Source organism: Pseudomonas sp. IT-P176 (assembly GCF_949767245.1).
GTDB lineage: Bacteria > Pseudomonadota > Gammaproteobacteria > Pseudomonadales > Pseudomonadaceae > Aquipseudomonas.
Window position 1 is genome coordinate 102,168 of record NZ_CATKPN010000123.1, and the last position, 25,510, is coordinate 127,677.

The window sequence follows — 25,510 nt, forward strand, 5'->3', positions numbered from 1 at the left end:
CAGCCCAAGCGCTCTATACAGCACCTATTCCGGCCAAAGTGCCGGACAGATAGGCCGCCCATCAACGGCCGCAGGACGTTCATTCGAGTTGACAATACCGCAGGGGGGCGCGGCGCAACCCAACGCAGCCTGCGCCAGCGGCTACAAAAACACCGGCGCTGGATTCAGGACTTGAAGCAGGCGGCGCTGAGTTTGTCGAGCACTTGATCGGCACGCGCCTCAGCCTTGCTCATGGTCTGTTGCCAGACCGCTACGCAGGGCAACAGATCGGATTCGTGCTCGGCCCTGGCCAGCCATTGCCAGCAATCGTGCCAGTCGCCCAGCGCAGCCTGCGCTGCCTTGAGCCGTGGCATGGCGGCCTTGGGTAAACGATCCAGTTCCGGGTAGGCTTCGATGGCGTAGCGCACGCGCTTGATCAACAAGCGCAGGCGGTGACGGTCATGGGCCGGATCGTGCAGGGTCGTGTCCAGGCTATGCCACTGCTTGGCCAGGCGCTTCTCGATGCGTGCACGCAGGCGCTTGAGCAGCCCTTGGCGCTGGGAGGCGCGCAAGAACCGTGGAAAGGCATCGAGGACCATCAATAACTGCGCCAACTGGGGACTGTCGGCCACCGCCGGGTAGGCTTGGGCCATCTGCCGCATGCGTCGCTCGGCCGCAGTGGCTTGCCCGTGGTCGAGTAGATAGGCCGCCAACACTTCGCGGTCACGCAACGGAGTGGTCAAGGTGCCTACGCCCGCCGCAGACGCTTCCAGTTGCTCGACGCCGGGTAAGCCACGCAAGGGCCGCAACAGGCTGCGTAACCGGCGCACGGTCGTGCGCAAGTCATGCAATGCCTCCGGGTCGGTGTTGGCACTCAAGCGTGCCTGGCAAGCCAGCAAACGCACATGCAGGCCCAATACTTGAGCCACCAAACGATCCACCAACGCAGACATCCCGTTCTCCCCAGTCAACCCAGTCATCCTCACCAGTCTACGCTAGGCGCAATAGCGGCTGCCGGTATTGCGCCAGGTCATGGATGGCTTATCGACCGGCGCGGGATTCACGGATATAGAAGCGCGCCTTCTCGGCCTTGTTGGCGCAGCCTTCGAAGGCTTCGAACTGTTGCTGGGTCTTGGCCCCAGTCAACAGCGACAGGGCCTTGGAGTAACTCACGGTGCCGGCAAATCCTTCGGCCTTGGCCAGGTCCAGTTCTTTCCATGCGGAATCCAGTTGGCTAGCGCAGCTATCGCGGTACGCCGTCTTGCCCGCGCAACCGGCCAGGACCAACGCAATCAATGGCAGACAGATCCATGCTTTCATCAATGACACCTCAAGGTAGAAATACAATCGTGCAGGGTAAGACGGTCAACGCGGGTAAAAGTGCCTTGGCCCATCGCTGGAAACTATAGCGTCGGCGAGAATACCCATGCGCCGTCATCCAGTGTCGAAAAAACGACTGCTTGTGTCTGTGTGATTGAAGCACGCCCCTGAAAGGGTGCATTGTTAAAACCTGTTTGGCGAAGGATCAAGTACATGAAGAAGCGTGTCGCGCTGGTGCTCGGCTCCGGTGGCGCCCGGGGCTATGCCCATATCGGGGTCATCGAGGAAATTGAACGACGAGGCTACGACATCTCCTGCATCGCCGGTTGCTCCATGGGAGCAGTGGTGGGTGGTATCTACGCCGCGGGCAAACTCAACGAATACCGTGACTGGATCGAAAGCCTGGATTACCTCGATGTGTTGCGCCTGGTAGACGTGAGTTTTCGCCTGGGGGCCATACGCGGCGAAAAAGTCTTCGGGCAGATCCGCAAGATCGTCGGTGAGATCAATATCGAAGAGCTGCGCATTCCCTACACGGCCGTGGCTACCGACCTGACCAACCAGCAGGAAATCTGGTTTCAGGAAGGTTGTCTGCACCAGGCCATGCGTGCCTCGGCGGCCATTCCGAGCCTGTTCACCCCGGTGATGCAGGGCAATCGCATGCTGGTGGACGGTGGCTTGCTCAACCCGCTGCCGATCGTCCCCGTGGTCTCCAGCCACTGCGACCTGATCATCGCGGTCAACCTCAACTCCACCAACCAGAAGCACTATCAGTTGCCGGTGATCCAACGCCCCGCCGCGTTCAAAAGCCGCTTCGACAGCCTGATCAACTCCCTCGGCTCGCACCTGCCGTTCCGCCGCAAGCAGGCAGAACAATTGCTCCTGCTGGAGCAGGAAGCGTTGCGCAGCGAAGCCGCCGAGATCAACCCCTGGCTCGAAGGTGCCGAACCCGAAGCGCAGCAGCCCGCAGCCGCCCCCGAAACCGAAGGGGCACCCAAGTCGGCAACCGGCTCGTTCATCATCGACAACGTCGGCCCTGCCTCCCTGCTCGACCTGATCAACCAGAGTTTCGAGGTCATGCAAACCTCCCTGGCGCAGTACAAGATTGCCGGTTATCCACCGGACATCCTGATCAACGTGCCAAAGCGCGTCTGCCGCTTCTTCGAGTTCTACAAGGCCCCGGAACTGATCGCCCTGGGCCGCGAGATTGCCCGCGACACCCTGGACCGCTACGAGAGTGAGCGCGATTGAGTATCCGCTGACCGGACACGGTTCAAGCGTCGCTCAACAACCGATACCCCACACCCGCCTCGGTCAGGATGAACCGTGGTCGGGTCGGGTCGTCCGCCAGTTTCTGGCGCAAGTGCCCCACCACGATCCGCAGGTAGTGACTGTCCTCGACATGGGTCGGGCCCCAGATGTCCTTGAGCAGTTGCTGCTGGGTGATGACCCGCCCGGCGTGGCGTGCCAGTTGCGCCAGCACCGCGTACTCCTTGCGGGTCAGCGCCACTTCGGCACCGTCGAGCAGGACCCGGCGGTACGCCAGGTCCACCGTCAGCGGGCCAATGCTCAGCGCTGCTTCCGGCGCCTGGCCGGCGGGCGCCTGGCGCAACAGGGCTCGGATACGGGCGAGGAATTCCTGGATACCGAACGGCTTGGTCACGTAATCATTGGCGCCACCGTCCAGGGCCTCGACTTTCTGCCCCTCGCTGGCGCGCACCGACAACACCAGCACCGGCACCTTCGACCACTCGCGAAATTCGCGCAGGACCTGCTGGCCATCCATGTCCGGCAGACCGAGGTCGAGCACCAGCAAGTCCGGTTTGTTCAGCGCAGCCTGGGCCAGGCCTTCGGTGCCCGTGCCGGCTTCGAGCACTTTGTAGCCCTGGGAGACCAGGCTGATGCGCAGGAACTTGCGGATCTGCGGCTCATCGTCGATGACCAGGATGGTCGTGGTCTGGCTCATGGTTTCCATTCAACATAAAGAACTGGCGACAGAGTAGCGCAGCCCGCCTCAGGCTTCACTTTCCAACCCCGGTTGTGCCTGCAACGGCAGGTGCAGGGTGATGCAGGTGCCACGGCCGTCGAGACCATCAGCGACGCTGATGCGCCCGCCGTGGGCACCAACCATGCCCTGACAGATCGCCAGGCCCAGTCCCGTGCCCTGCCCGCCCCGATCCCCACGGGCAGCGGTATAGAACATGTCGAAGATCTTCGCCCGCTCCTCTTCGGGGATACCCGGGCCCTCGTCACTCACCGAGAAATACAGCTCGCTGTCCGTCGCCCCCGCACTCAGTTGCAGGTGGCCTTGGGCCGGGGAAAATCGTGCGGCGTTTTCCAGCACATTGACCAGCGCCTGCTCGATCAGCGCCGCGTGCACGAACAGCAGTGGCAGCTCGGCCGGCACCTCGACGCTGACCTGCAACGGCGCCAGCACCGCGCGCAAGCGATTGAGCGCGCTGCCAACGATATCGGCGGGCGACACCCAGTCGCGCGCGAGCTTCAGCGCGCCATGGCCAAGCCGGGTCATGTCCAGTAGATTCTGGATGTAGCGGTCCAACCGCTCGGCTTCATCACGCGTGCCTTCCAGCAGTTCGCGACGATCCTCCAACGGGATCGCCTCGCCCAGCGCCAGCAAGCTGTCGATGCTGCCGCGCATGGACGTCAGTGGCGTGCGCAGGTCGTGGGACACCGACGCCAGCAAGGCGCTGCGCAGTTGTTCGGTTTCACCGTGCAGGCGCGCCGCCTCCAGGTCTTCGGCCAATTGGGCGCGGGCCAGGGCTTGGGCCAGGGGCTGGCTCAGCGCCATCAGCAAGCGCCGCCGTTGCCCACTGAGTGGCTCGCCTTCGCGCGGGCACACGCCGAGCAGGCCCAGCGGACCGTCGTCGACCGACAACGGCCACCACCACCAACGACCGAACGGCAGGGTTCCGGTGCCCTTCCCCGCCGGCTGGTCATGCTGCCAGGCCCACTCGGCAGCCGCACGCTCGGCTTCAGAAAACTGCAACGGCCCGCCGGTTTCCACCTTCCAGCCACCCTGGCCGTCACGATTGAGCAGGCACAACTGCAGATCATTCCAACCCACCAGGTGTTGCGCCGCCGCACTGACCACGGCCTGACGGTCGGTGGCGGCCGTAAGCTTGCGCGACAGGTCGAGGAGCTCGCTCGTCTCTTCCTGGGTATCACGCAGGGCCTGCAATTGCCGACGCTGACGCGCGGCGAGGTTGCCGGTGAGCGCCGCCATGAGCAGGAAAAACAGCAAGGTCAGCACGTCCTCTTCGCGCTGAATGGCAAACGAGAAGTTGGGCGGGATAAACAGGAAATCGTAGGTCAGGAACGACAGCGCGGCGCACACCAGCGCCGGCCCCAGGCTACTGCGCACTGCCACCAGCAGCACCGCGGCGAGAAATACCAAGGAGATGTTCGGCAGTGGCAGCAGGCTCGATACTGCCCACGCCAGGCCGCTGGCCAACAGCGTGGCCAGCGGTGCCAGGGCGTAGTCGAACCAGACCAGAGCCTGGGGCGAACGCTGGCGCGGCAGGTGCTGTTGCTCATCGCTGTCCAGCACGTTGATTTCCAGGCCTCGGGCATTACGCAACAGGCGCGAAGCCAGGCCACCGCCGAACAGCCGCCGGCGCCAACGCGCACGGGACTGGCCGACCAGCACCAGGCTGGCGCGCCGCTCGGCTGCGTGCTGGATCAAGGTCTTGGCCACCTCGCCGGCACGCAGCAACACCACTTCGCCGCCCAAGCGCTCGGCCAGTTGCTGGGCGCTTTGCAGGCGCAAGCGCGACTGCTCATCGCCGACGCTGCCGTTGTCCACATGCACCAGGCTCCAGGGCAGATGCCGGCGCTGGGCAACTCGACTGGCGTGGCGCACCAGGCGTTCGGCCTGGGCATCGCCGTCGACCCCCACCAACAAGCGTCCCCGCACGGCCGGTGCGGCCTGGCCCAACTGCCGGTAGCCACGGCTGAGGTCGTCGTCGACCTGGGCCGCGGCGGTTTGCATCGCCAACTCGCGCAATGCGGTGAGGTTGGTCTGGGTGAAGAACGCATCGATCGCCGCCCGCGCCTGCTCGGGCACATAGACCTTGCCGTCACGCAGGCGCTCAAGCAGCTCACGGGGCGGCAAGTCGATCAGCAACAGCTCGTAGGCTTCCTGCAGCACCCAGTCGGGCAGGGTCTCGCGCACCTGTACGCCGGTGATACCGCGCACCTGGTCATTGAGGCTTTCCAGGTGCTGGACGTTGACCGTGGTGTAGACATCGATACCGGCCGCCAGCAGCTCCTGGATGTCCTGCCAGCGTTTGGCGTGTCGACTGCCGGGGGCATTGCTGTGGGCCAGTTCGTCCACCAGCACCAGTTTTGGCCGGGCCTTGAGCAGGCCGTCGAGGTCCATTTCCTCGAGCATCACCCCACGGTATTCCGAGCGCAGCAACGGCTGTTGCACCAACCCACCGAGCAAGGCCTCGGTCTCCGCGCGGCCGTGGGTTTCCACCACCCCGGCCATGACCTTCACCCCCTGGCGCAACTGGCTGTGAGCGGCCTGCAGCATGGCGTAGGTCTTGCCGACGCCGGGCGCCGCGCCGAGAAAGACCTTGAGCCGGCCACGGCCATCGTGGGGCAGATCGGCTAGCAGTGCATCGGCGCGGCCGGAGTCGCTCATGGGAGGCTCTTCATTCAGGTGGTTGGGTGGTGTCGCTCGGGTCCGCCAGCGCCTACAACGGCAACTGTTCCAGCGCCCGGTTCAATTGCAGCACATTGACCACCGGCGGACCTACCAGCGGCTGTTCGATATGCGCGTTGAGCAATTGGCGCAACGTCGCCACCGGCACATTTCGCGCCGCAGCAACCCGCGCCAGTTGATAGGCAATCGCGGCCGGAGGCAAGTGCGGATCGAGGCCGCTGCCGGAAGTGGTCAACAGCGCCAATGGCACCGGGCCTTGGCCTGGGACCAACAGTTTGTTGGCCTCATCGATGACCCGCGTGGCCAGCGCCGGATTGCTCGGCGCCAGGTTGCTGGCGCTGCTGGAAACGGTGGCAAAGGCCCCCGCCGAAGGCCGTGGATGGAACCAGGCATCACCGACGAAATCCTGGGCAATCAACGACGAGCCGCGCACCTTGCCATCGGCATCACGCACCAGGCTGCCATTGGCCTGGGCCGGGAAGGCGACCTGGGCCACGCCGGTCACGAGCAGTGGATAAGCGACGCCGGTAATCAGGGTCATCAGAACTAGCAGGCTCAAGGCCGGGCGAATCATTGTGGACATGTCACACCCCTCAATTCAGTTAAAACGCCACGCCCCAGGCGTGGCGCAGCTCCGTTACACCAGATGCAAGGCAGTCAGCAGCAGGTCGATCAACTTGATGCCCGCAAACGGCACCACCAGCCCGCCCACGCCGTAGATCAGCAGGTTGCGGCGCAGCAGGTGGGCGGCGCTCGCGGCCTGTACCCGCACGCCACGCAACGCCAACGGAATCAGCGCGACGATGATCAGGGCGTTGAACACAATGGCCGAGAGGATCGCGCTCTGCGGGCTGCTCAGGTGCATGATGTTGAGCACCCCAAGCTGTGGATAAATCGCCGCGAACAGTGCCGGCAGGATGGCGAAATACTTGGCCACGTCGTTGGCGATGGAAAAAGTGGTCAGCGCCCCACGTGTCACCAGCAACTCCTTGCCGATCTGCACCACATCCAGCAGCTTGGTCGGGTCGCTGTCGAGGTCGACCATGTTCGCCGCTTCACGTGCGGCCTGGGTGCCGTCGTTCATGGCCATGCCGACGTCCGCCTGGGCCAGCGCCGGGGCGTCGTTGGCGCCGTCACCACACATGGCCACCAGGCGGCCGTCGTTCTGCTCCTGACGGATGCGCGCCAGCTTTTTCTCGGGCGTAGCTTCGGCCAGCACATCATCGACGCCTGCCTCCGCAGCAATCGCCGCCGCGGTCAGCGGGTTATCGCCGGTCACCATGACAGTGCGGATCCCCAGCTTGCGCAGCTCGGCAAAACGCTCGCGGATCCCCGGCTTGACCACGTCCTTGAGGTGGATCGCGCCCAGCAACCGACCCTCGGCGCACACCAGCAACGGCGTGCCGCCGCTCTGGGCGATCTTGTCGATTTCCCGCGCCATCGGCGGCAGCAGGTCGGCACGGCTCTGACCGACAAAGGCCAGCAGTGAATCAACCGCGCCCTTGCGATAGACGCGTCCTTGATAATCGACCCCGGACAACCGGGTTTCGGCGCTGAATGGCACGCCGGTCACTGCTTCGGCGGCGGGTTCAGGCTGTGGATAAAGTCCGCGCAGGTACTCGACGATCGATTTGCCTTCGGCCGTGTCGTCCGCCAACGAGGCGAACAACGCGCCTTCGGCCAGTTCCTTGGCGCTGATCCCGGGTGCCGCATAGATGGCCGCGCAACGCCGGTTGCCGAAGGTGATGGTGCCGGTCTTGTCCAGCAACAGCACGTGCACGTCACCCGCCGCTTCCACGGCACGGCCGGACTTGGCGATCACGTTGAGCCGCACCAGGCGGTCCATCCCGGCAATCCCGATGGCCGACAGCAAGCCACCGATGGTGGTGGGAATCAGCGTCACCAGCAGCGCCACCAGGAACACCAGCGGCAGGTTGCCATTGGCGAAGTGGGCGAAGGGCTGCAAGGTCACGACCACCACCAGGAAAATCATGGTCAGGCCGATCAGCAGGATATCCAGCGCCACTTCGTTCGGGGTTTTCTGGCGCTTGGCACCTTCGACCAGGGCGATCATCCGGTCCAGGGTCGACTCACCCGGGTTGGCGGTGATGCGCACCAGCAGCCAGTCTGACACCAGCCGGGTGTTGCCGGTGACCGCCGAGCGATCCCCCCCGGATTCACGGATCACCGGGGCGGACTCGCCGGTAATCGCCGCCTCGTTGACCGCGGCGATGCCTTCGATCACCTCACCGTCCCCCGGGATCATTTCCCCGGCTTCGACACGCACCACATCGCCTTTGCGCAGGCTGGCGGCGGGCACTACCTGAAAGCTGCCATCGGCCTTCTTGCGACGCGCGCTCAGGCCTTCACTGCCGGCCTTGAGGCTGTCGGCGCGGGCCTTGCCCCGACCTTCGGCCAGGGCTTCGGCAAAGTTGGCGAACAGCACGGTGAACCACAGCCACAGGGCAATTTGCGCGGCGACAAAGGTCGGCACCGCGGTGTCCGGGATGAAGCACAAGACGGTGGTGAGGATCGCCGTGAGTTCGACCACCAGCATCACCGGCGAGCGCTTGAGCTGGCGCGGGTCGAGCTTGACGAAGGCTTGCACCAGCGCCGGCCGCCACAGGGCCGAGATCGCGGTTTTCGGTTGCTCCGGGGCCTTGGCGGCCACGGGTTTGGTTGCGGGCATATTCATCATCCAGCTCCTATAAAGTGGCTCAGAAGCCCAGGCTCAAGTGTTCAGCAATAGGGCCCAGCGCCAGGCTCGGCAGGAACGTCAGGCCACCCACCAGCAATATGGTTACGGTCAACAGGGTGACGAACAGCGGACCATGGGTCGGGAAGCTGTTCTGGCCGACAGGCGCACTTTTCTTCATCGCCAGGCTGCCAGCCAGAGCCAGTACCGGAAGGATGTAACCGAAGCGACCGATCAACATGCCCAGGCCCAGCATCAGGTTATGGAATGGCGTGTTGGCGCCCAGACCTGCAAAGGCCGAACCGTTGTTGGCGCTGGCCGAGGTGTAGGCGTAGAGCAACTGGCTGAAACCGTGGGGGCCGGGATTGCTGATGGTGGCCGCAGGGCCTGACAGACTCGTCGCAAGAGCACCGAGCACCAGTACGCCAACCGGCATTACCAGCAAGGTCACCACCAGCAACTGGACTTCCTTGGCTTGCAGCTTTTTGCCCAGGTACTCCGGGGTGCGCCCGATCATCAGCCCGGCGAGGAACACCGCGATCAGCACGTTGAGCAACATGCCGTAGAGGCCGGCACCGACGCCGCCGAAGATCACCTCGCCGACCATCATGTTGATCATTGCAATCATGCCGCTCAATGGGTTGAGGCTGTCGTGCATACCGTTGACCGACCCGTTGGAGGCTGCGGTGGTGGTCACTGACCACAGTACGGTCGCGGTGGTGCCAAAGCGTGCTTCTTTACCTTCCAGCGGCGCGGTTTGTTCTACGGCGGCGTTGTTCAGGGTTGGGTTCGGTTGGTTCTCAGCCCACAGCGACACCGCACCACCGATCAGGAACAGCGCGAGCATGCAGGCGATGATCGCCCGGCTCTGACGCAGGTCCTTGACGTAATGGCCGAAGGTGAACACCAGGGCCACCGGGATCAGAATGATGGAGCTGACTTCAAACAGGTTGCTCCAGGCCGTCGGGTTCTCGAACGGATGCGCCGAGTTGACGCCGAAGAAGCCACCGCCGTTGGTGCCCAATTGCTTGATCGCGATCTGGCTGGCGGCCGGCCCCAGTGGGATGACCTGGTCTACCCCTTGCAGGGTCAGCGCGTTCACATACTGCGCGAAGCTTTGCGGCACGCCCTGCCAGACCAGAAACAGCGCCAGCAGCAAGCACAGCGGCAGCAAGCCGTAGAGCGTGGCGCGGGTCATGTCGACCCAGAAGTTGCCCAGGGTTTGCGCCGATTTGCGGCTGATACCACGGCACAGCGCAACCAGCACAGCCAGGCCGGTGGCGGCGCTGACAAAGTTCTGCACGGTCAGGCCGATCATCTGGCTCAGGTAACTGAGGGTCGCTTCACCACTGTAGGACTGCCAGTTGGTGTTGGTCATGAAGCTAACGGCGGTATTGAATGCCTGGGTCCATTCCTGCCCCGGCAGATTCTGCGGATTGAGCGGCAGGTAGTTCTGCAACAGCAGGATCGCGAACAACAGCAAAAAGCCCGCGAGGTTGAACGCCAGCAAGGCCAGGGTGTACTTCTGCCAGCTCTGCTCGCTGTGCGGATCAACCCCGGCTACGCGATAACAGCCCCGCTCCACTGGCCCGAGGATCGGCGACAACCAGGTACGCCGACCTTCCATGACCTTGTAGTAGAAGCGTCCCAGGAACGGTGCGGGAATCAGCACCAGGGCGAAAAAGGCCAGGATCAGCCAATAGTCATAACTGTGCATAGCCGCTCCTAGCTCCGGTCCGCGCGCAACAACGCGACCAATAGATAAATGAACAGTCCCACCGCCAGCAGCAGGGACACCCCGTCCAGAATGTTCATTGAATTTCTCCGAGTTACGGCGTGTTGCCGCGTGTGCAGTGATTGTCGGCAAGGAGGGCGTAAAGGAACGAGATCAGGGGGGTTGGCGGGACGTAAAAAAACCGTAAAGAGTGCGCTTGAGCCGGGGTCTGGCCGCAATTGGTGGGCCCTCAGGCTTCCTTATCGCGAGTCAAGCGAGGGACCTTGCGCATTTGCCCTCGCACATGACCGCGACTTCGGGCAAGAATGTCGACCATCGCCGTTTATTGCTGGAGAACATGATGAATGTAGTCAACACCGATCTGCCGGGTGTTCTGATTATCGAACCGAAGGTCTTCGGTGACGAACGTGGGTTCTTTTACGAGAGCTTCAACGCGAAGGCTTTTGCCCAGGCGACAGGCCTGGACACCCAGTTCGTTCAAGACAACCACTCACGCTCGCAAAAAGGCGTGTTGCGCGGCCTGCATTACCAACTGGAAAACACCCAGGGCAAGCTGGTGCGTGTAACGGCGGGTGAGGTACTGGACGTTGCCGTGGATATTCGCCGCAGCTCGCCACACTTCGGCAAATGGGTCGCGGTACGCTTGTCCGCCGAGAACCATCGCCAACTGTGGGTGCCGGAAGGTTTCGCCCACGGTTTTGTGGTGCTGAGTGAGTTCGCCGAGTTTCTCTACAAGACCACCGACTACTACACCCCTGCGGCCGAGCGCAGTATTCGTTGGGACGACCCGGACCTGGCGATCGACTGGCAACTACATGAAGCGCCGCAACTCTCCGCCAAGGATCAGGCAGGTGCTTGGTTCAAGGACGCCCAGGTATTCGATTGAAACCCGCTCGCTGCGCTGAACCGATGTTGGTCAGGTGATCCTGGCGCAACAGGCCTAGAATGGAACCACGGAGAATCGTTGTGACTCAAAGTGGATATGCACGACATTGTCGCGAAACCGTTCGCCTCGATGCCTGCCCTTAAGGAGAGCCCTATGCCCTGGTATGCCTGGTTGATTCTGGTGGTTGCGATCGGATCGATCGTCGGTGGTCTGATGATGTTGCGCGACACCGCGAACAAGGTCGAGTTGACCGATGAGCAACGTAAACGCGTGGCTGAACGTAACGCGGAAATGGACGCCAAGGACGCTCAGGATCGTTGACCCTGGCGCCGGCCGGGATGTTGCCATTGTGCATCCCGGCCAGCCCCGCCCTACTCCTGCCAGTCGGCCTTGGCGATCTGCAGCCCGTGCAAGCCTTTGTACGCCGCCCGTTCAGGCTGACTCCAGCCTTGCAGCAAGTCATCGTCCAGCCGGTAGATTTCCACCCCCAGTGGCCGGCAAACACTCAACGGGTCCTGGGCATCCGGCCCCCACATCGCCAGCGACAAATCCCCGCCCGGGCACGTCGACAACGCGCACAACAGATCGATCTCGGCAAAAAATTCCAGGTAGTCGCCTTTGCGAGCCGGACAGGCTTTCATGAAATACAGGTCATCGTGGTTCAGGCCTGTGCACTGGAAGATGTTCAGCACGTCATGCACGTCGAACTCGGTCAAACCATGGGGCAGCACCGCACGGGTCAGGTTGGAATGACAGTGATGGTGAAAGTCTTCGCCGGTGAGCATTTTGTTCACGTAGGGATCGCAGCGCGTGCCCAGCAAGTCATGCAGGCGGCCGCCGTGTTCGTCGATCCCATAGTCGGCAAGGCTATCGTCGGTGATGGTCACCAGAGGCCTGAGAAACGGCAGGTTTGACCAGAGCCGGTCATGGGTGCTGACATGGGCGCCCTGCAACTGCCGAGTCCGGGCCGCCCATAAGCGCTCGCGCGGATCGTTGGCATTCCACACGTTAAAATCCCCCACCTGCGGTCCCACCGGCGTGGTTACCCGAAACACATGACCGGCGGGAACATGCCAGGCGCGACCGGTACGAATAGGCACCTCGAACTGCTCGATTAGCGTGCGGCCATCCGGGGTGTCGCGAATTCGCTGATAAAACGCGGTATCGACCTGCAATGCCGAACCCTTACTGACCTGGTAGGCCGCGGGATAGTCTTTGTACATGGCGTGATTCCTCGATCAGTGGCGCTAGCCAGGGTTGAATATCTCGAGCAGTTGCTGCTCGGAGTCGTCCAGGTAAGAGTTCAGGGCTTCGATGGCGGCCGGACGGTCGTTCTCGATCAGGTGCTGGTAAATCAGTCGATCACGCGTCAGCCACGGTGCCTGGAACCTGGATTCATCAGGCGCCGCGCTGAACACCAGGCGCAATTGCGCGACGACGTTGGTGAAGAACTCGTCGAGCAACGGGCTGCCCAGCAACCCGACAATCAGTTGGTGAAAATGCAGGCTGTGGGTACCGACGGCTCGCCAGTCCTCCCGATCACGGGCCAACTGCGCGGCCTCGATGGCCTCGTGCATGGAGTTCGATTGCTGCTCGCGCAGCGGACGGCTGGCGGCGATCCCCTGCAACTCAAGGGTACGTCGCACCTGGAACAGGTCGCGCACCTGATCGGCGCCGGGCTGGCGGACCATCACCCCTTTGTGCCGTACGTAGCGCGTCAGGCCTTCCTGCCCCAGGCGGTGCAGGGCTTCGCGAATAGTGTTGCGCGAGGCGTTGTAAGCCAGCACCAGGTCCGCCTCGATCAACGCCTTGCCCGGCAGCAAGCGCCCGCCAATGATATCGGCGCGCAGCTCCAATGTGATGTGGTCAGCCAGGGACAGTCCATCACTCATACTCATCACCTGCGGATTGTTGAACAATCTTCTGGGAATGAGTAATCACTATTCGTGCCAGCTACTTATCGTCAGTAAGGCGAATCTGGACGCATCTGCATGCTTTTTCGAAATAGAAGTACAGTCACCATTCCATTTAGCTTGGTTAATATGGCGCATTGCCGTGGAGATTAACGATGCGCTACTCGCAGGACCATAAAGCCCAGACTCATCAGCGCATCATCAAGGAAGCAGCTGCACGCTTTCGCCGCGACGGAATCGCTGCCACTGGCCTGCAACCCCTGATGAAGGCCCTGGGCCTGACCCATGGCGGTTTCTACTCACACTTCAAATCCAAGGACGAACTGGTTGAAAAGGCCCTGCAAGCCGCGGGGGAAGAAGTCAGTGAGCGTTGTGCAGCGCTGTTTGCGCAAGAGCGCCCCCTCCAGGCCTTTATCGACACCTACTTGTCCGAATGGCACAAGACCTCTCCCCATGAGGGCTGCCCACTGCCCACCATGTCGTCTGAACTGGGATTGCGCGGTCAAGCCAGCCCCACCAGCGATATCGTGCTCAATGCACGCCTGCAGCAGGTTGAGCACGCCCTGGGCAGCGAGGATGCGGCCGACCAGAGCCTGATCGTCATGTCGACCCTGGTCGGGGCACTCCTGCTGTCGCGCAGCGTCGAAAGCCCGGAGTTGGCCCAGCGAATTCTCGATGTCACGCGCGAGCATCTGAACAAGCTGGCGGAGTAAACCTGCCCTACTTGTAACGTGCGGCGGCGACGTTTCTCGACAGGTTCGGCGCCAATGCGTGACGCGCGGTAACAAACCCATCCCAGTCTGCGGCATCAGGTAGCGAAGGAATGCAGATCAATTCCCCTTGGTCGAAACCCGACAAGGCAGCGTCAACCATCTCCCCTGCTTCCATGACCATCTCTGCCGGAATGGCACTACCGTCGATTCCGGAGCGTTCCCAGATTTCGGTACGCGTCACCCCGGGCAACACGGCCTGGACCTGCACCCCGCTACCACTGAGCTCGGCGTTGAGCGATTGGCTCAGGCTCAGCACGTAGGCCTTGCTTGCACTGTAGGTAGCGTTGAAGCGCTCGGGGATCAGCGCGACCACCGATGCCAGGTTGATAATCGCCCCGCGACCCGCCGCCGAGAAGCTCGCGGCGGCCGCCGAGGCTAAACGCGTCACGGCCACTACATTGAGTTGAATCATGCGCTCCAGTTGATCCAGGTCGGCACCCGCCAAAGGTCCCTCCGCCGCCACCCCGGCGTTGTTCAGGAGCAGGCTGATGCTGGGATCGGAGCGCAGGCGCTGCTCGACAGCGACCAGGTCTGCCTTGAGTGTCAGATCGGCCTTAAGCACTTCAACGTCAATGCCATGCTCAGCCCGTAATCGGGTTGCCGCGCTTTGCAAGCGTGCTTCATCACGAGCCACCAGCAATAAGTCGAACCCCCTCGCCGCCAAACGCTCGGCATAGATCGCACCAATACCGGAAGACGCCCCCGTGACGAGCGCCTTGCCTTTGGACTGAACAGAACTCATGGCTGTACTCCTGGTAGATCCCGCAGGAAATTGGTCGCCAGACTCACGACTGCTGAGAGCGGCGGCAGATCAATTATAGTCATAATCCAATCACAATATTACCATCGTAATTTTTTGTTTCCGACCAAGGGTAAACTCAATCCTTTACCTGCCAGTATTCAATTACGCAGACAAAAAAGGCCGGTCAATGACCGGCCCCAACACGGGCACTCGGGTATCAGTTCACTTCCAGCCGGTCGCGATTCTTGTCCAGGAGCATCTTGCCGATGCCCTTGACCTCCAACAATTCATCCACCGAGGTGAACGAACCATTGCTGTCACGGTACGCAACAATAGCTTTGGCTTTGGCCTCGCCGATTCCGGAGAGGTCGCGCTGCAAAGTAGCCACATCGGCTTTGTTCAGATCGACCTTGGCCGCCATCTCAGAAGACGCCACTGGCATCGTTGCAGGCGCTGGAACCGTTTCGGCTTTAGTGGAGGGAGCAGCTATTGCTGCAACTGAGACACTGGTCAACAGGGCGAAAACCAGAGAGTGGAAGTAGCCTGTACGCATAAGTGACGCTCCATGACTTCGTTGAGAGAGAAGCAGCTTTTCCAAAGCTGCTTCCCAAACCTAGGTCATGGTGGGCGTCTGTCAAAAATGTGTGCGTTGCAGAGTATGTAGCATCAGGGCTCAAGGCGGCGTTGCTGGTAGATCCAATCGACGATTTCCCCGTCCGGGGTATAGCCGCTGACGGTTTCGCGCAGCAACTGGCGAACTCGGGCGTAATCATCCTGTTCAACGGCCCGCAACAGTTTAGCCAGGCGCACCTTCAGATCATCCCAAGGCAGGTGATCCTCGTTTGCACTCATGATCATCGGGTGCTGAGTGGCCGCCACGTTGTCACCTATCAGCAACTCTTCGTAAAGCTTTTCACCCGGACGCAGGCCCGTGAACTCAATGGCAATGTCACCCTGCGGGTTCCTCTCCGAACGAATGCTCAAACCAGACAGATGGATCATCTTCTCTGCCAGTTCGACGATCTTCACCGGTTCACCCATATCGAGTACAAACACATCCCCGCCTTGCCCCATGGACCCCGCCTGGATGACCAGTTGCGCCGCCTCGGGAATGGTCATGAAGTAACGCGTGATCTTGGGGTGCGTCACTGTCAGCGGACCACCCGACTTGATCTGGCTGTGGAACAGCGGGATCACAGAACCGGATGACCCCAGCACGTTGCCGAAACGAACCATCGTGAACCGGGTTTTATTGACCCGCGATACATTGCCTTTGTCGCCAAACAGCACCGGAGCGATTTCACGACTCAGGGCCTGCAGTGTCAGTTCGGCCAAGCGCTTGGTACTGCCCATCACATTGGTCGGGCGAACAGCCTTGTCAGTGGAGATCAGCACAAAACTGGCAACCCCCGCTTGCAAGGCCGCCTGAGCGGTATTCAGCGTACCAATCACGTTGTTGAGCACGCCTTCGGCAATATTGTGCTCGACCATCGGCACGTGTTTGTATGCAGCTGCGTGGTAAACGGTATCCACCCGCCAGGTCTTCATCACATCCAACAACTTGTCCTGATGGCGGATCGATCCCAGAATCGGCAGCAAACGCACGGACAAGGACTCACAACTTGCTCGCTGCTCGAGCTCGGACAAAATGCTGTAGAGATTGAACTCACTGTGTTCGAACAACAGCAGCGTGGTGGGCGCGAGGGAAAAAATCTGTCGGCACAGTTCGGCGCCAATGGAACCTCCTGCACCGGTCACCATCACCGTCTTGCCCTTGATACAACGTTCCAGCAAATCGGATTGTGCCGGCACCGAATCCCGGCCAAGCAAGTCGGCGATATCTACTTCCTGAATATCTTCGACTTTGACCCGGCCACTGGCCAGGTCAGTGAAATTCGGCACACTGCGGATATGTAATGGAAATCCCTCAAGGACATTGAGAATTTCCCTACGCCGCGCACGGGTCGAAGACGGCAGCGCCAACAGAATTTCCTGCGCCCCCGTTACGTCGATCATTTGCTGAATGCGCTTGGGATTGTAGACCAGTAGTCCGGAAATAGACCGGTCGGCAATACTCGGGTCGTCGTCAATGAAGGCCACCGGACGCATCACGCGCCCCATGCGAAGCGCTGCGACGAGCTGATTCCCCGCGACACCCGCGCCATAGATAGCCACTTTGGTCAAACCATCATCGCGATTGGTGAACGGCACGTGTTGAGCCGCCGTGAACCAATCGCCCATGAAGTAGTGGCGCATGCAGAGGCGAAGACCGCCAATGATCACCAGGCTCAACCACCAGTAGTTGAAAATGATGGAACGCGGCACCACAGCCTGATGATTGCTGTACCAATAGACAACAACCGCCAGGATCAACGAAGACAGACTGACGGCCTTGATGATAGCGATGAGAGCGTCATTGCCAAAATAGCGCATGACCGCGCGGTACATGCCGAAACGGATGAAGAGCGGAATGGCAACAATTGGAGCGCAGACAAAAAGCCAGAAGTGGACCTTGATCGGATTGAGCACATCATCGATACCAAGACGCACTATAAATGCCATCCATAGCGCCCCCCAGACCAGCAACATGTCAGTAATGACCTGAATGAGTCTTTTTTTACGTCTGGGTAGTCCAAGTAAAAACGTTCTAACTTTATCCATAAGCCCCTCAAACACTGCAACTATCTCCCTCGTTTTGCCCCAATTCCTGAAGCCTTAGACATAAACTCAGGAGGATCGATGAGTCCTTAAGGTGGACGTTCCAGTTCGCCTGCGCGAAACCACCATGCCAACACTAGCAATGGACTATAGGCCAGCAGCACGCCAATCGCACCGTCCAGGCTATAAAGAGTAACGCAAAGGGCTATCGGCAGCAGCCAACACAGATTGATCAGTCCGACTGCGAGCGTCACTGGAAGGTGCTTGCCAAATCGACGCGAGGCAAACTGATAGGCGTGGCTGCGATGGGCTTCATAAATCCTGTCCCCGCGTATCAGTCGACGTAGCAGGGTAAACGTCGCATCAACGATAAACACCCCCATCAGGATGAGCCATCCCCAAAGCAGTTGCGCTGAAATCCAGCCAGCCTGAAGGGACATCACCCCGAGCATTATGCCAAGAAAACCACTACCGGCATCGCCCATGAATATCTTGGCGGGGGGGAAATTCCAGCAGAGAAAACCAGCGACGCAAGCGCCCAGCAACAAGGGAGCCCAGATCGAGCCGCTTTGCCCTGACATCCCGTATAGAAGGCAGGCTCCAAAGCAGGCACAAACGGCTTCTACGCCAGCGATACCATCAATTCCATCCATGAAGTTGTAGAGATTGAGCATCCAGACCAAGTAAATCACGGCCAGCGCAGAGCCTGCCCAACCCAGGTCAAGCTCAACTCCCAACACGCTAATGGCAGGCAAGCCCCCCAACCAGAATATGGCCCAGGCAGCGGCAATGAAATGCCCGAGCAAACGCCATCTCGCGGCTATGTGCCCATGATCATCCATGAACCCAATGATCGCGATAAGCGCCCCCGCCCCGGCACACGCGGCAAAAACAGCTGGAGAAACCAGCCCGAAAAACAACAATGCACCCAGCGCCAGGAGAAAGGTCAACACGATAGCCACGCCGCCGCCGCGTGGGGTTGGCAGTACGTGTGAACTACGTGCGTTCGGGACGTCCATCAGGCTACGGGCGACAGCGTAGCGACGCATTGCGCCCGTCAGTAAAAAGGCCACACTTACGGCCACGAGAACAAACCAAGCGTAACTCACGAGCTTCTAGACTCTGAAAAATGCCGCGCAGTCTTGCGCAGAGACTGCTCCAAGGTCATGGGCGGTGACCAGCCCAGGAGTTGCTGGTTTTTACTGATATCCACTTGCAGAGAATCGAAAAGGCGTTGGACAAGTGCTTGCTTGCCTAACGACAGCGCCAGGCTCCTCATTATCCAGACAGGGAAAGGAATGAGACGGGCGGGCCGACACAAGGCGTGACTAGTCTTGCGTAGCAAATCGGTGGTGGATACATCCTGACCATCACTGACCAGAAACGTCTGGTTTGCGGCAAGTGGGTGATTGAGGCACACAATGATCAGATCAATCAGGTTATCCAGCGCTACCAGACTGCGACGATTGTGGATTGCACCCAGTGGCAGCGGCACGCCCTTGGAAAGCCATTTCATCATGCTAAGAAAGTTAGCCTTTACGCCCGGACCATAAATCAACACGGGGCGAATGATGACAACCTCCATGGATGTACTGGACGCCAACTCCCGCAACCCCTGCTCCGCTTCCATCTTGCTTATCCCATAAGGATCGATTGGAGCAGGCACATCATCTGCGCAATACGCGGTGCCGGGCTCAGTGCGCTCACCGTTGACCTTGATCGAGCTGATGAAGATGAAACGCTTGACGCCCGCAGCAGCGGCTTGCCTGGCGAGGTTCAGCGTGCCGTCGACATTGACTTTGCGAAACTCGGTCAACGGATCAGCGCTGGCCTCTTTCATGACATGTACTCGGGCTGCTGCATGGACCACTTTGTCGACACCGCAAAGGGCCTGCTTCCAATCGGTATCCGCGTCCAGGTCCTGGATTTGTAGAACCCGCGCAGAGGGGGGAAACCCCGCTTGGGTATTTCTGATAGGTAGAACGAGCGCACAGCCGTCCATTGCAGCCAAGTGTTTTACCAAGGCGGCCCCAAGAAAACCGCTCCCTCCTGTAACAAGAATCGTCTCAGCGTTCATTTCAATGACCCTGGCAAAAAACAAGACTGCACACGATGCAGGCTGATAAAACTGCGCTTTACACTTCGCAAGCGCTGACCCATGGCGGGCATCGCCAAAAAATCAGACTAGGCGGGATCGAAGATTTTCGCAGACGAAAAACGAGCATTCCAGGAGTTTACCTGCCGAAACTGCCCTATCTGGTCCAAGGTAAATCTGAACGCGAGAGCCGCCTCAACCGTCCCGATCAAGCTAGACGGGGTGTCAGCCGAGTGCACGGTAAATACGCCGGGCTGCTGGGCATGCACGCGCATTTCGCCAAAATCAGAGGTAATGACCGGTAAACCGAGTGCGCAATACTCGTAATATTTGATGGGATCAACCGACTCGGTCAACTCTGTGATCTTGAACGGAATCAAACCGACGTCGAACGCCTGCATAGCCGCAATGGCCTGCGCATGTGAACACTGCGGCAGAACTTCGACATTGGCGGGCAACTTGAACGGCGCTGGCGTGTAGACGGGGCCGATCAAACGGACGGTGACGTCAGTGCATCCCGCCAAACGCTCGATCATCTCCCAATCAAACCATTTCCCGATGGTCCCCACGTACCCCAGAATCCTGGGACCCGAATGCAGCGCCTGATGCTCGATAGGTGGCAGCACTTCAACCGCGCATGCATTCTCGCATAGGCGAACATCAGCTCCCGGGCGCATCTGCTGTGCTCTGTGCATAAGCAGGGTGGACGACACCAGTACATGGTCTACCGCGCTGACTACCGCGCGTTCTTTGCGTTGCATCGAACGCTTGGAAAGTCCACTGTAGAACGCCGGAAAATCATCCATCGAATCGTAAATACTCTTGGCAAAACGACCGCCACTCAAGAGTTGCAACGCAAAGGCCGATGGTTTGCCAATAACCAGACTGGTGGGCCCGGCACTCGCAAAGGCATTTATCTCCTGTACTAGCGCACGTCGCAGATAGCGGTTGACGACGTCCAAACCAGCAATCGGTTCGATGGGCAACGCTTTGACCGTCAAGCATTTCAACCAGGGCTCCGACCTGCTCTGAGGGTTACTGGGGCTCGGTCGAGCAGCAAAGTCTCCCAGGCCGGGTAGCCGGGTCGGGTAAGGATCAACCCAGAGCACCTGTCCCCCGTAGAGGGCGTGAAACCACTCGACGAATTTATGTGGGCGCTGGGAAAAGCTGTCCCATGGCACCGGGGATAGGTAAACTATGCGATTCAACAAAAGTACTCCCGCAAAACCCCGATAATTCGAGCGGATGCTTTGCCATCTCCGTACGGAGAAATCCCGATAGCCATCTTCTTGTACTCATCTGGATCATTGAGGAGCTTTTGGGCTTCACGAACAATCACCCCAACATCCGTACCCACCAGCCGAGAACATCCAGCGGCTATCGCCTCGGGACGCTCCGAGCTTTCACGCATTACCAATACAGGCTTTCCAAGTGCTGGCGCCTCCTCCTGAACACCACCTGAGTCGCTGATAATAAAGCTGGCTAGCTTCATCGCCATCACGAACTCTTTGTAGCCCAGTGGATTGACCAGATGGAGATTAGCAACATCGCCCAACAGGTCGTAAGCAACGGTGCGAATACTCGGGTTGGGGTGAACAGGAAACAGCACTTCAACATCTGGGTTATTAACCGCGATCATTTTGATAGCGGTACAAATATCAACGAACGGCTGCCCAAAGTTCTCTCTTCGATGCGCGGTTACCAAAATCATCCGTTTGGTGCGGTCCAACGGCACGGAAAGGGGCATTTCTCTTGCCGCCGTGTAGTGCAACGCATCGATAACGGTATTACCCGTGATGAACACCTTGTCGCCAGGTGTGCGCTCCGCCAATAGATTCTCGGCAGCACTCGACGTCGGTGCAAAGTGCCAATGCGCCAACACGCCGGTCACCACCCGATTGGCCTCTTCAGGAAATGGGCTATTGATATCGCCCGTCCGGAGTCCAGCCTCAACATGCCCAAACGGAATACCCGCATAAAAACATGCCAAAGACGCCGCTAATACGGTAGTCGTATCGCCTTGGGCCAGTACCGCATCAGGTTTTTCCGCCAACAGTACCTTGTCAAGTTCGAGGAGCAACTTTCCCGTCAATGTGATCAATGACTGGTTGGGCTGCATGATATCCAAGTCGATATCAGGAGCGATCGAAAAATCCAACAATATCTGATCAAGCAAATCGCGATGCTGAGCCGTAGCCAGAATCCTGACCTCCGCCCACTCTTGCTCTTTCAGGCCAAGAATAAGAGGGGCCATCTTTATGGCTTCAGGTCGTGTGCCTATAACGCACAGGATTTTTTTCCGAGGGTGGCTCAACATAGAAACGGTCGCATAGTATTAATCTTAAAGCCTTGCAAGAGGCCATCTTCAAAGTTGTTAAGCGAAGATGACCCCACAGTTCATGAAAAGTATTTCATCCCCGATTCTGCCTACTCAGGCAGAGTAGTCGACAAAGAACTCGGGGTGATGCTTCCACTTCTCCTTGAAATAAGTTGAATTTCTCAGGAACAGGGTTTTGTACTTATCACTGCCGCTATCGGCACCCGTAGTCTGATGGGGCTGGTGACGAATTCCGGACAAATCGCGGAATGAAACCTCCATTCCCAGCGCCCGGATCTGGAAGCACAGATCCGTATCCTCGAAGCAGGTTGGGTCGTAATACGTATCAAAACCTTCAATTGCCTCGAATACCGAACGACGCATAAAGAAGCCGCTGGTTCCCAGGAATCCGATATCAGAGCGATAACCCTCGCGTATCGCGACAGGGTTCATTGCACGGTTCGGGCAGTAATCCGCAATCATTCCACCCAGGTCAGTACGGGTTGCATCAAACCAACCCGCATTCCAACCGATGACCCCGACACTGGCGCGGCTTTCAAGAATTGACAAGGCCTCGGCAAAACCCGATGACCCAGTGAACCATTGATCGCTGTCGAAAAAGGTGATGTATTTTCCGCTGGCATGGGTGACGCCCAAGTTACGGCCGGAGGAACAGCCGTTCTCGGGGTTTCTTACCAACTTGACGTCTGGGAACTGTTGTTCAACGATTTCTGCACCACCATCAGAGCTGGCGTTATCGACAACAATGACTTCCTTGACATAGGCGCCACAGTGTTTTTTCAGGGTTTCAAGGCAACGCGCAATGATGCCCGCGTTGTTATGGATAAGAATTACCACACTGAGATCGTTACGCGGTGCCGCCGGCACCAAGGATTCCAGGCGGGCGAGCCAGGAGTTTTCCGACACAAACAAATCGTTCTTCAGGACGACCGGGAAGCGACTATTGACGTCCCCCACGACCTCAGCATTTGGCAGGTGCAGGAAGTTATTCAACTGAGGAATATCGATAGCCTGGGAACTAATCACCGGCTTATTCAGAAAAGCGCCTGCATAGATACCTTGAGGCAGGCCCGCATTAGCGGGCGTCGCCTTCAAGAACGGCGAAAGCAGGAAATCGCTATGGGCAATGAACGCATTAGCATTACTCAGGCACTCCTGGGCAAGCGTCACTACGTTATTGGGGAGCCCCTCGGAGCGATTGAACACCCCCAACAGATAGAACGTCACCAGCGGGTTCATGCCAGCGATGCGCTCAACGTACGGCCAGTCAACACTGGCCTCTTCCCCTGGCGCAAAGATAACAGCCTTGGTACCACTGACCCCGTGGTACTGCGACGGGACCTGATAGTTCTGGTAGATATCAAAGTAGGTATGGCTAGCGGCTGCAGGGACACACACCACAGGTGTGTTGTTGAACGCTGCCAGATAACTGGTTGCCTGTGTGCAACTTACGCAGAAGGCGCTGACCTTGCTGGCCAACTCCTTGAACAACGGTGTGCTGACGACCCGCGGATCGGCCAGGCTCGCAGAAGTCTCCAGATAAGACTTCAGTCCGCGACTTTGAGCATACTGAAGGTACGGCAGTACTACCGGATCCAGCATAAAGTTCACGAGTACCGAACGCTCGGAAAGCAGCGAAAACAGCTCGGTGACCGACAGATCACTCAAGGACAGTTGCAGTAGGCCCGCAGGCCCCTGTGGCATCGAGCCACTCAGCGCACTCGTGTGATCCTTGGTGAGGTAAACCACCCGATGTCCGGCAGACAGGGCCGCCCGCGCCAACTGTGCCGCACGGTGATGCCCCCCCAAAGAGTCAAAGGTTCGCGAGGCGAAAATGACGACTTCTTCTTCACGAAGCTTTGCGGCGGCTTCAAACAGCGCACGATCGAGATCCGCTTGGCTCATGGACTCCGAAAACTCGATGGTCGGCAATGGCATCTGTTGCGCCAACGCCAGTTGCTGACGTCTTTTCAGCGCCGAAAGCAATGCGCGAGGGCCACCGTTTTGCAACAAGTAAGCCGCGCGCTGAAGTTTGCGAGTTATATTCTGCATGCTGCCTGACATGATCATTCCTGTGGTTTTCTTTGCGCTTTCGACTGTCTGTAGCTGCGTCGTCCGGGCATCCAACTCCTGTTGCAGGCTAACGGCGGTAGCCTTCAACAGGAGAAATTGCTGTTTAATTTGATGCAGTTCATGATCGAGATCATAGAACTCTTGAGTTTGCAGCGGCGACGCAGCAAGCTCAGCATTGTGTTGCAGAAGCTCTAGATGCAGCCTTTCCAGCTCCGCCTGCTGCTGCTTGCTCAGCAGGACTTCTCTTGCCAACTCTGCATTTTGCTGCTGTAGCGCCTGAAAGTGCAGCTCCTTTTCGCTGAGCTGACCGTCTTTCTCATGGATTTGCAGGTCGCGGTACTTCAACAGCTCATGCGCGCGGGTGCTGGCCTGCTGGATAACCTGCTTCTGCCAGATAAGATCCTGTAGCCAGACAGACATCCAATCCAGATTCTGGCTTGACCATCGGCTACGCCTCTCGCCATCACCGCGAACCTGCTCCAACGCACCGACTAGCATATCCCTATGGGTTAATGCCGAAATTTGCAGTTCTTGCAAAACCTGCGGATCAATTCGCCAGCCCGCTTCAAGGTTTGCAAGCTTGGCAATAATGAGTTCATAGGCGCTCAGAGGACACTTCAGGTCAAGTCTCAGATTCTCTGGGACCTGCGCCATGTTATGCGCCTGAGTCATCTTGTCATCGTACTCAAGGAAACCACAGGGCTTACCCAGGGCGAGCGACAAAATGCTGCCATGCAGGCGCATCGACAACACCGCATCACACGCATTGATGGCATCTACCGCATCTGCAACAGCAACGTGATCGACAATCTCGCTGTCGATACGCGCATCCAGGCCGCTCGACAGTTGCTCAAGGAAAGGTCTGTCAGAACCTGCACGACGTTCATCCAAAGCGTTCTGGAAAGCAAACCAGACACATCCCCAGCCAGCGGGTAGATGGCTATTAAGCGCCGACACCAGCTTCTCTTCCCAGTCCCGCCCTGCGTGCCACTCACGAATGATCAGCGCAATTTTTTTCTTGTCATCGGGTGCGCGAATGGCGTGTTCCTGGCCGGTACGCACAACCTGCCCTGCTGCAAACCAGCCTGGATCCGCTGCCACCAGAAGTTCACGAGTAACGCCAATCTTGCGCAGAAGTGCTGCGCTTGGTTCATCTCTAACTGATACAAAATCCGCAAGAGTGAATACATCTCTGACGATTTCCTGAGCATCATGACTGGCGAGAGGTCCTACGCCATGAGCAAGGATCAGGGTCTTTACCCCAAACTGTCGAGCCAGATAAAACGGACGTGCGTACTGGGCAATATCGAGAGCGGTTGCATCATATAACGCACTGATGTGAAACGGATGGTGGTCCTGGAAGATCCCCCCGCCGCCCATCACGAACAAGTCGCAGTCGGCCAGTGCCGAGGCAATCTCACCCAGATTGTGGAAATCAACCGCGGCGGTTCCGTAGACTTTGGCCGTATGCTCGGGGTTGAGACTGATGATAGTCAGCTCACCGCCAGCGTCTGCGACCCATTTTGCGACGGCTCCCAGGAGCAACTCATCGCCGACATTGCTGGCCCCGTACCATCCGCTGACTACGACCTTCGGTTTGTCAGTCATAACTTATC

At 59.1% G+C, this 25,510-nt stretch carries 22 protein-coding genes; 4 read left to right on the forward strand and 18 right to left on the reverse strand.

Features of this window, described 5'->3' with window-relative positions; all coding sequences use genetic code 11:
- Positions 1-164: 164 nt before the first annotated feature.
- Together ACM6IP_RS26630 and ACM6IP_RS26635 are read right to left on the reverse strand one after the other, a co-directional pair.
- Positions 165-932: a CHAD domain-containing protein gene (locus ACM6IP_RS26630; protein WP_159997318.1), complete on the reverse strand. Its 768-nt coding sequence runs from the start codon at positions 930-932 to the stop codon at positions 165-167.
- Between the two features lie 88 nt (positions 933-1,020).
- Positions 1,021-1,299: a hypothetical protein gene (locus ACM6IP_RS26635; protein ID WP_095168077.1), complete on the reverse strand. Its 279-nt coding sequence runs from the start codon at positions 1,297-1,299 to the stop codon at positions 1,021-1,023.
- Between the two features lie 213 nt (positions 1,300-1,512).
- Between ACM6IP_RS26635 and ACM6IP_RS26640 the strand changes: the two genes are divergently transcribed.
- Positions 1,513-2,550: a patatin-like phospholipase family protein gene (locus ACM6IP_RS26640; RefSeq protein ID WP_095168076.1), complete on the forward strand. Its 1,038-nt coding sequence runs from the start codon at positions 1,513-1,515 to the stop codon at positions 2,548-2,550.
- A gap of 22 nt (positions 2,551-2,572) precedes the next feature.
- Here ACM6IP_RS26640 and ACM6IP_RS26645 read toward each other — a convergent pair whose 3' ends face one another.
- The 6 genes from ACM6IP_RS26645 to kdpF are packed head-to-tail and all read right to left on the reverse strand — an operon-like array spanning position 2,573 to position 10,496.
- The gene (locus ACM6IP_RS26645; protein WP_095168074.1) at positions 2,573-3,265 is read right to left on the reverse strand and encodes a response regulator; all 693 of its coding nucleotides are present in this window, start codon (positions 3,263-3,265) and stop codon (positions 2,573-2,575) included.
- A 48-nt stretch (positions 3,266-3,313) separates the two neighbouring features.
- Positions 3,314-5,965 (reverse strand): ATP-binding protein, encoded by a 2,652-nt coding sequence (locus ACM6IP_RS26650; RefSeq protein WP_414862647.1) that lies wholly within the window; start codon positions 5,963-5,965, stop codon positions 3,314-3,316.
- Positions 5,966-6,017: 52 nt separating this feature from the next.
- Positions 6,018-6,569 (reverse strand): potassium-transporting ATPase subunit KdpC, encoded by a 552-nt coding sequence (kdpC, locus tag ACM6IP_RS26655; protein ID WP_095168070.1) that lies wholly within the window; start codon positions 6,567-6,569, stop codon positions 6,018-6,020.
- A gap of 54 nt (positions 6,570-6,623) precedes the next feature.
- Positions 6,624-8,681, reverse strand: a complete 2,058-nt coding sequence (kdpB, locus tag ACM6IP_RS26660) for a potassium-transporting ATPase subunit KdpB (RefSeq protein ID WP_320332792.1) — start codon at positions 8,679-8,681, stop codon at positions 6,624-6,626.
- Positions 8,682-8,703: 22 nt separating this feature from the next.
- Positions 8,704-10,398, reverse strand: coding sequence for a potassium-transporting ATPase subunit KdpA (kdpA, locus tag ACM6IP_RS26665; protein WP_414862648.1), 1,695 nt, complete (start codon positions 10,396-10,398; stop codon positions 8,704-8,706).
- Between the two features lie 8 nt (positions 10,399-10,406).
- Positions 10,407-10,496 (reverse strand): K(+)-transporting ATPase subunit F, encoded by a 90-nt coding sequence (gene kdpF, locus ACM6IP_RS26670; protein ID WP_095168066.1) that lies wholly within the window; start codon positions 10,494-10,496, stop codon positions 10,407-10,409.
- Between the two features lie 260 nt (positions 10,497-10,756).
- Here kdpF and rfbC point away from each other — a divergent pair, with 260 nt between their 5' ends.
- Both rfbC and ACM6IP_RS26680 read left to right on the forward strand, forming a co-directional pair.
- Positions 10,757-11,302, forward strand: coding sequence for a dTDP-4-dehydrorhamnose 3,5-epimerase (rfbC, locus tag ACM6IP_RS26675; RefSeq protein WP_159997324.1), 546 nt, complete (start codon positions 10,757-10,759; stop codon positions 11,300-11,302).
- 153 nt (positions 11,303-11,455) lie between these two features.
- Positions 11,456-11,623, forward strand: a complete 168-nt coding sequence (locus tag ACM6IP_RS26680) for a DUF2897 family protein (protein ID WP_071554261.1) — start codon at positions 11,456-11,458, stop codon at positions 11,621-11,623.
- Between the two features lie 50 nt (positions 11,624-11,673).
- Here the strand turns inward: ACM6IP_RS26680 and ACM6IP_RS26685 are convergent, their stop codons facing one another.
- Complete coding sequence (locus tag ACM6IP_RS26685) at positions 11,674-12,525, reverse strand: urea carboxylase-associated family protein (protein WP_095168062.1); 852 nt, start codon at positions 12,523-12,525, stop codon at positions 11,674-11,676.
- A 24-nt stretch (positions 12,526-12,549) separates the two neighbouring features.
- Positions 12,550-13,194 carry a GntR family transcriptional regulator gene (locus tag ACM6IP_RS26690; RefSeq protein ID WP_414862649.1) on the reverse strand — a complete coding sequence of 215 codons (645 nt, stop codon included), beginning with the start codon at positions 13,192-13,194 and terminating at the stop codon, positions 12,550-12,552.
- Between the two features lie 176 nt (positions 13,195-13,370).
- On the opposite strand from ACM6IP_RS26690, the gene ACM6IP_RS26695 reads away from it, so the two are divergent.
- Positions 13,371-13,928 carry a TetR/AcrR family transcriptional regulator gene (locus ACM6IP_RS26695; RefSeq protein WP_414862650.1) on the forward strand — a complete coding sequence of 186 codons (558 nt, stop codon included), beginning with the start codon at positions 13,371-13,373 and terminating at the stop codon, positions 13,926-13,928.
- Between the two features lie 7 nt (positions 13,929-13,935).
- On the opposite strand, the gene ACM6IP_RS26700 is transcribed toward ACM6IP_RS26695, so the two are convergent.
- From ACM6IP_RS26700 to ACM6IP_RS26735, 8 genes are all read right to left on the reverse strand, one after another.
- Positions 13,936-14,730 (reverse strand): SDR family NAD(P)-dependent oxidoreductase, encoded by a 795-nt coding sequence (locus ACM6IP_RS26700; protein WP_414862651.1) that lies wholly within the window; start codon positions 14,728-14,730, stop codon positions 13,936-13,938.
- Positions 14,731-14,947: 217 nt separating this feature from the next.
- Positions 14,948-15,283: a ComEA family DNA-binding protein gene (locus ACM6IP_RS26705; protein WP_414862652.1), complete on the reverse strand. Its 336-nt coding sequence runs from the start codon at positions 15,281-15,283 to the stop codon at positions 14,948-14,950.
- 113 nt (positions 15,284-15,396) lie between these two features.
- Entirely contained in the window at positions 15,397-17,391 is a 1,995-nt protein-coding gene (locus ACM6IP_RS26710; protein WP_095168054.1) for a polysaccharide biosynthesis protein, read from the reverse strand.
- Positions 17,392-17,477: 86 nt separating this feature from the next.
- Positions 17,478-18,497, reverse strand: a complete 1,020-nt coding sequence (locus ACM6IP_RS26715; RefSeq protein ID WP_095168052.1) for an MraY family glycosyltransferase — start codon at positions 18,495-18,497, stop codon at positions 17,478-17,480.
- Entirely contained in the window at positions 18,494-19,465 is a 972-nt protein-coding gene (locus tag ACM6IP_RS26720; protein ID WP_095168050.1) for a UDP-glucose 4-epimerase family protein, read from the reverse strand. The genes ACM6IP_RS26715 and ACM6IP_RS26720 overlap by 4 nt, the downstream gene beginning before the upstream one ends.
- Before the next feature lie 107 nt (positions 19,466-19,572).
- Positions 19,573-20,484 (reverse strand): glycosyltransferase, encoded by a 912-nt coding sequence (locus tag ACM6IP_RS26725; protein WP_256585453.1) that lies wholly within the window; start codon positions 20,482-20,484, stop codon positions 19,573-19,575.
- Positions 20,485-20,687: 203 nt separating this feature from the next.
- Complete coding sequence (wecB, locus tag ACM6IP_RS26730; RefSeq protein ID WP_414862653.1) at positions 20,688-21,800, reverse strand: non-hydrolyzing UDP-N-acetylglucosamine 2-epimerase; 1,113 nt, start codon at positions 21,798-21,800, stop codon at positions 20,688-20,690.
- A gap of 114 nt (positions 21,801-21,914) precedes the next feature.
- Positions 21,915-25,502 (reverse strand): polysaccharide pyruvyl transferase family protein, encoded by a 3,588-nt coding sequence (locus tag ACM6IP_RS26735; RefSeq protein WP_414862654.1) that lies wholly within the window; start codon positions 25,500-25,502, stop codon positions 21,915-21,917.
- Positions 25,503-25,510: the final 8 nt, after the last annotated feature.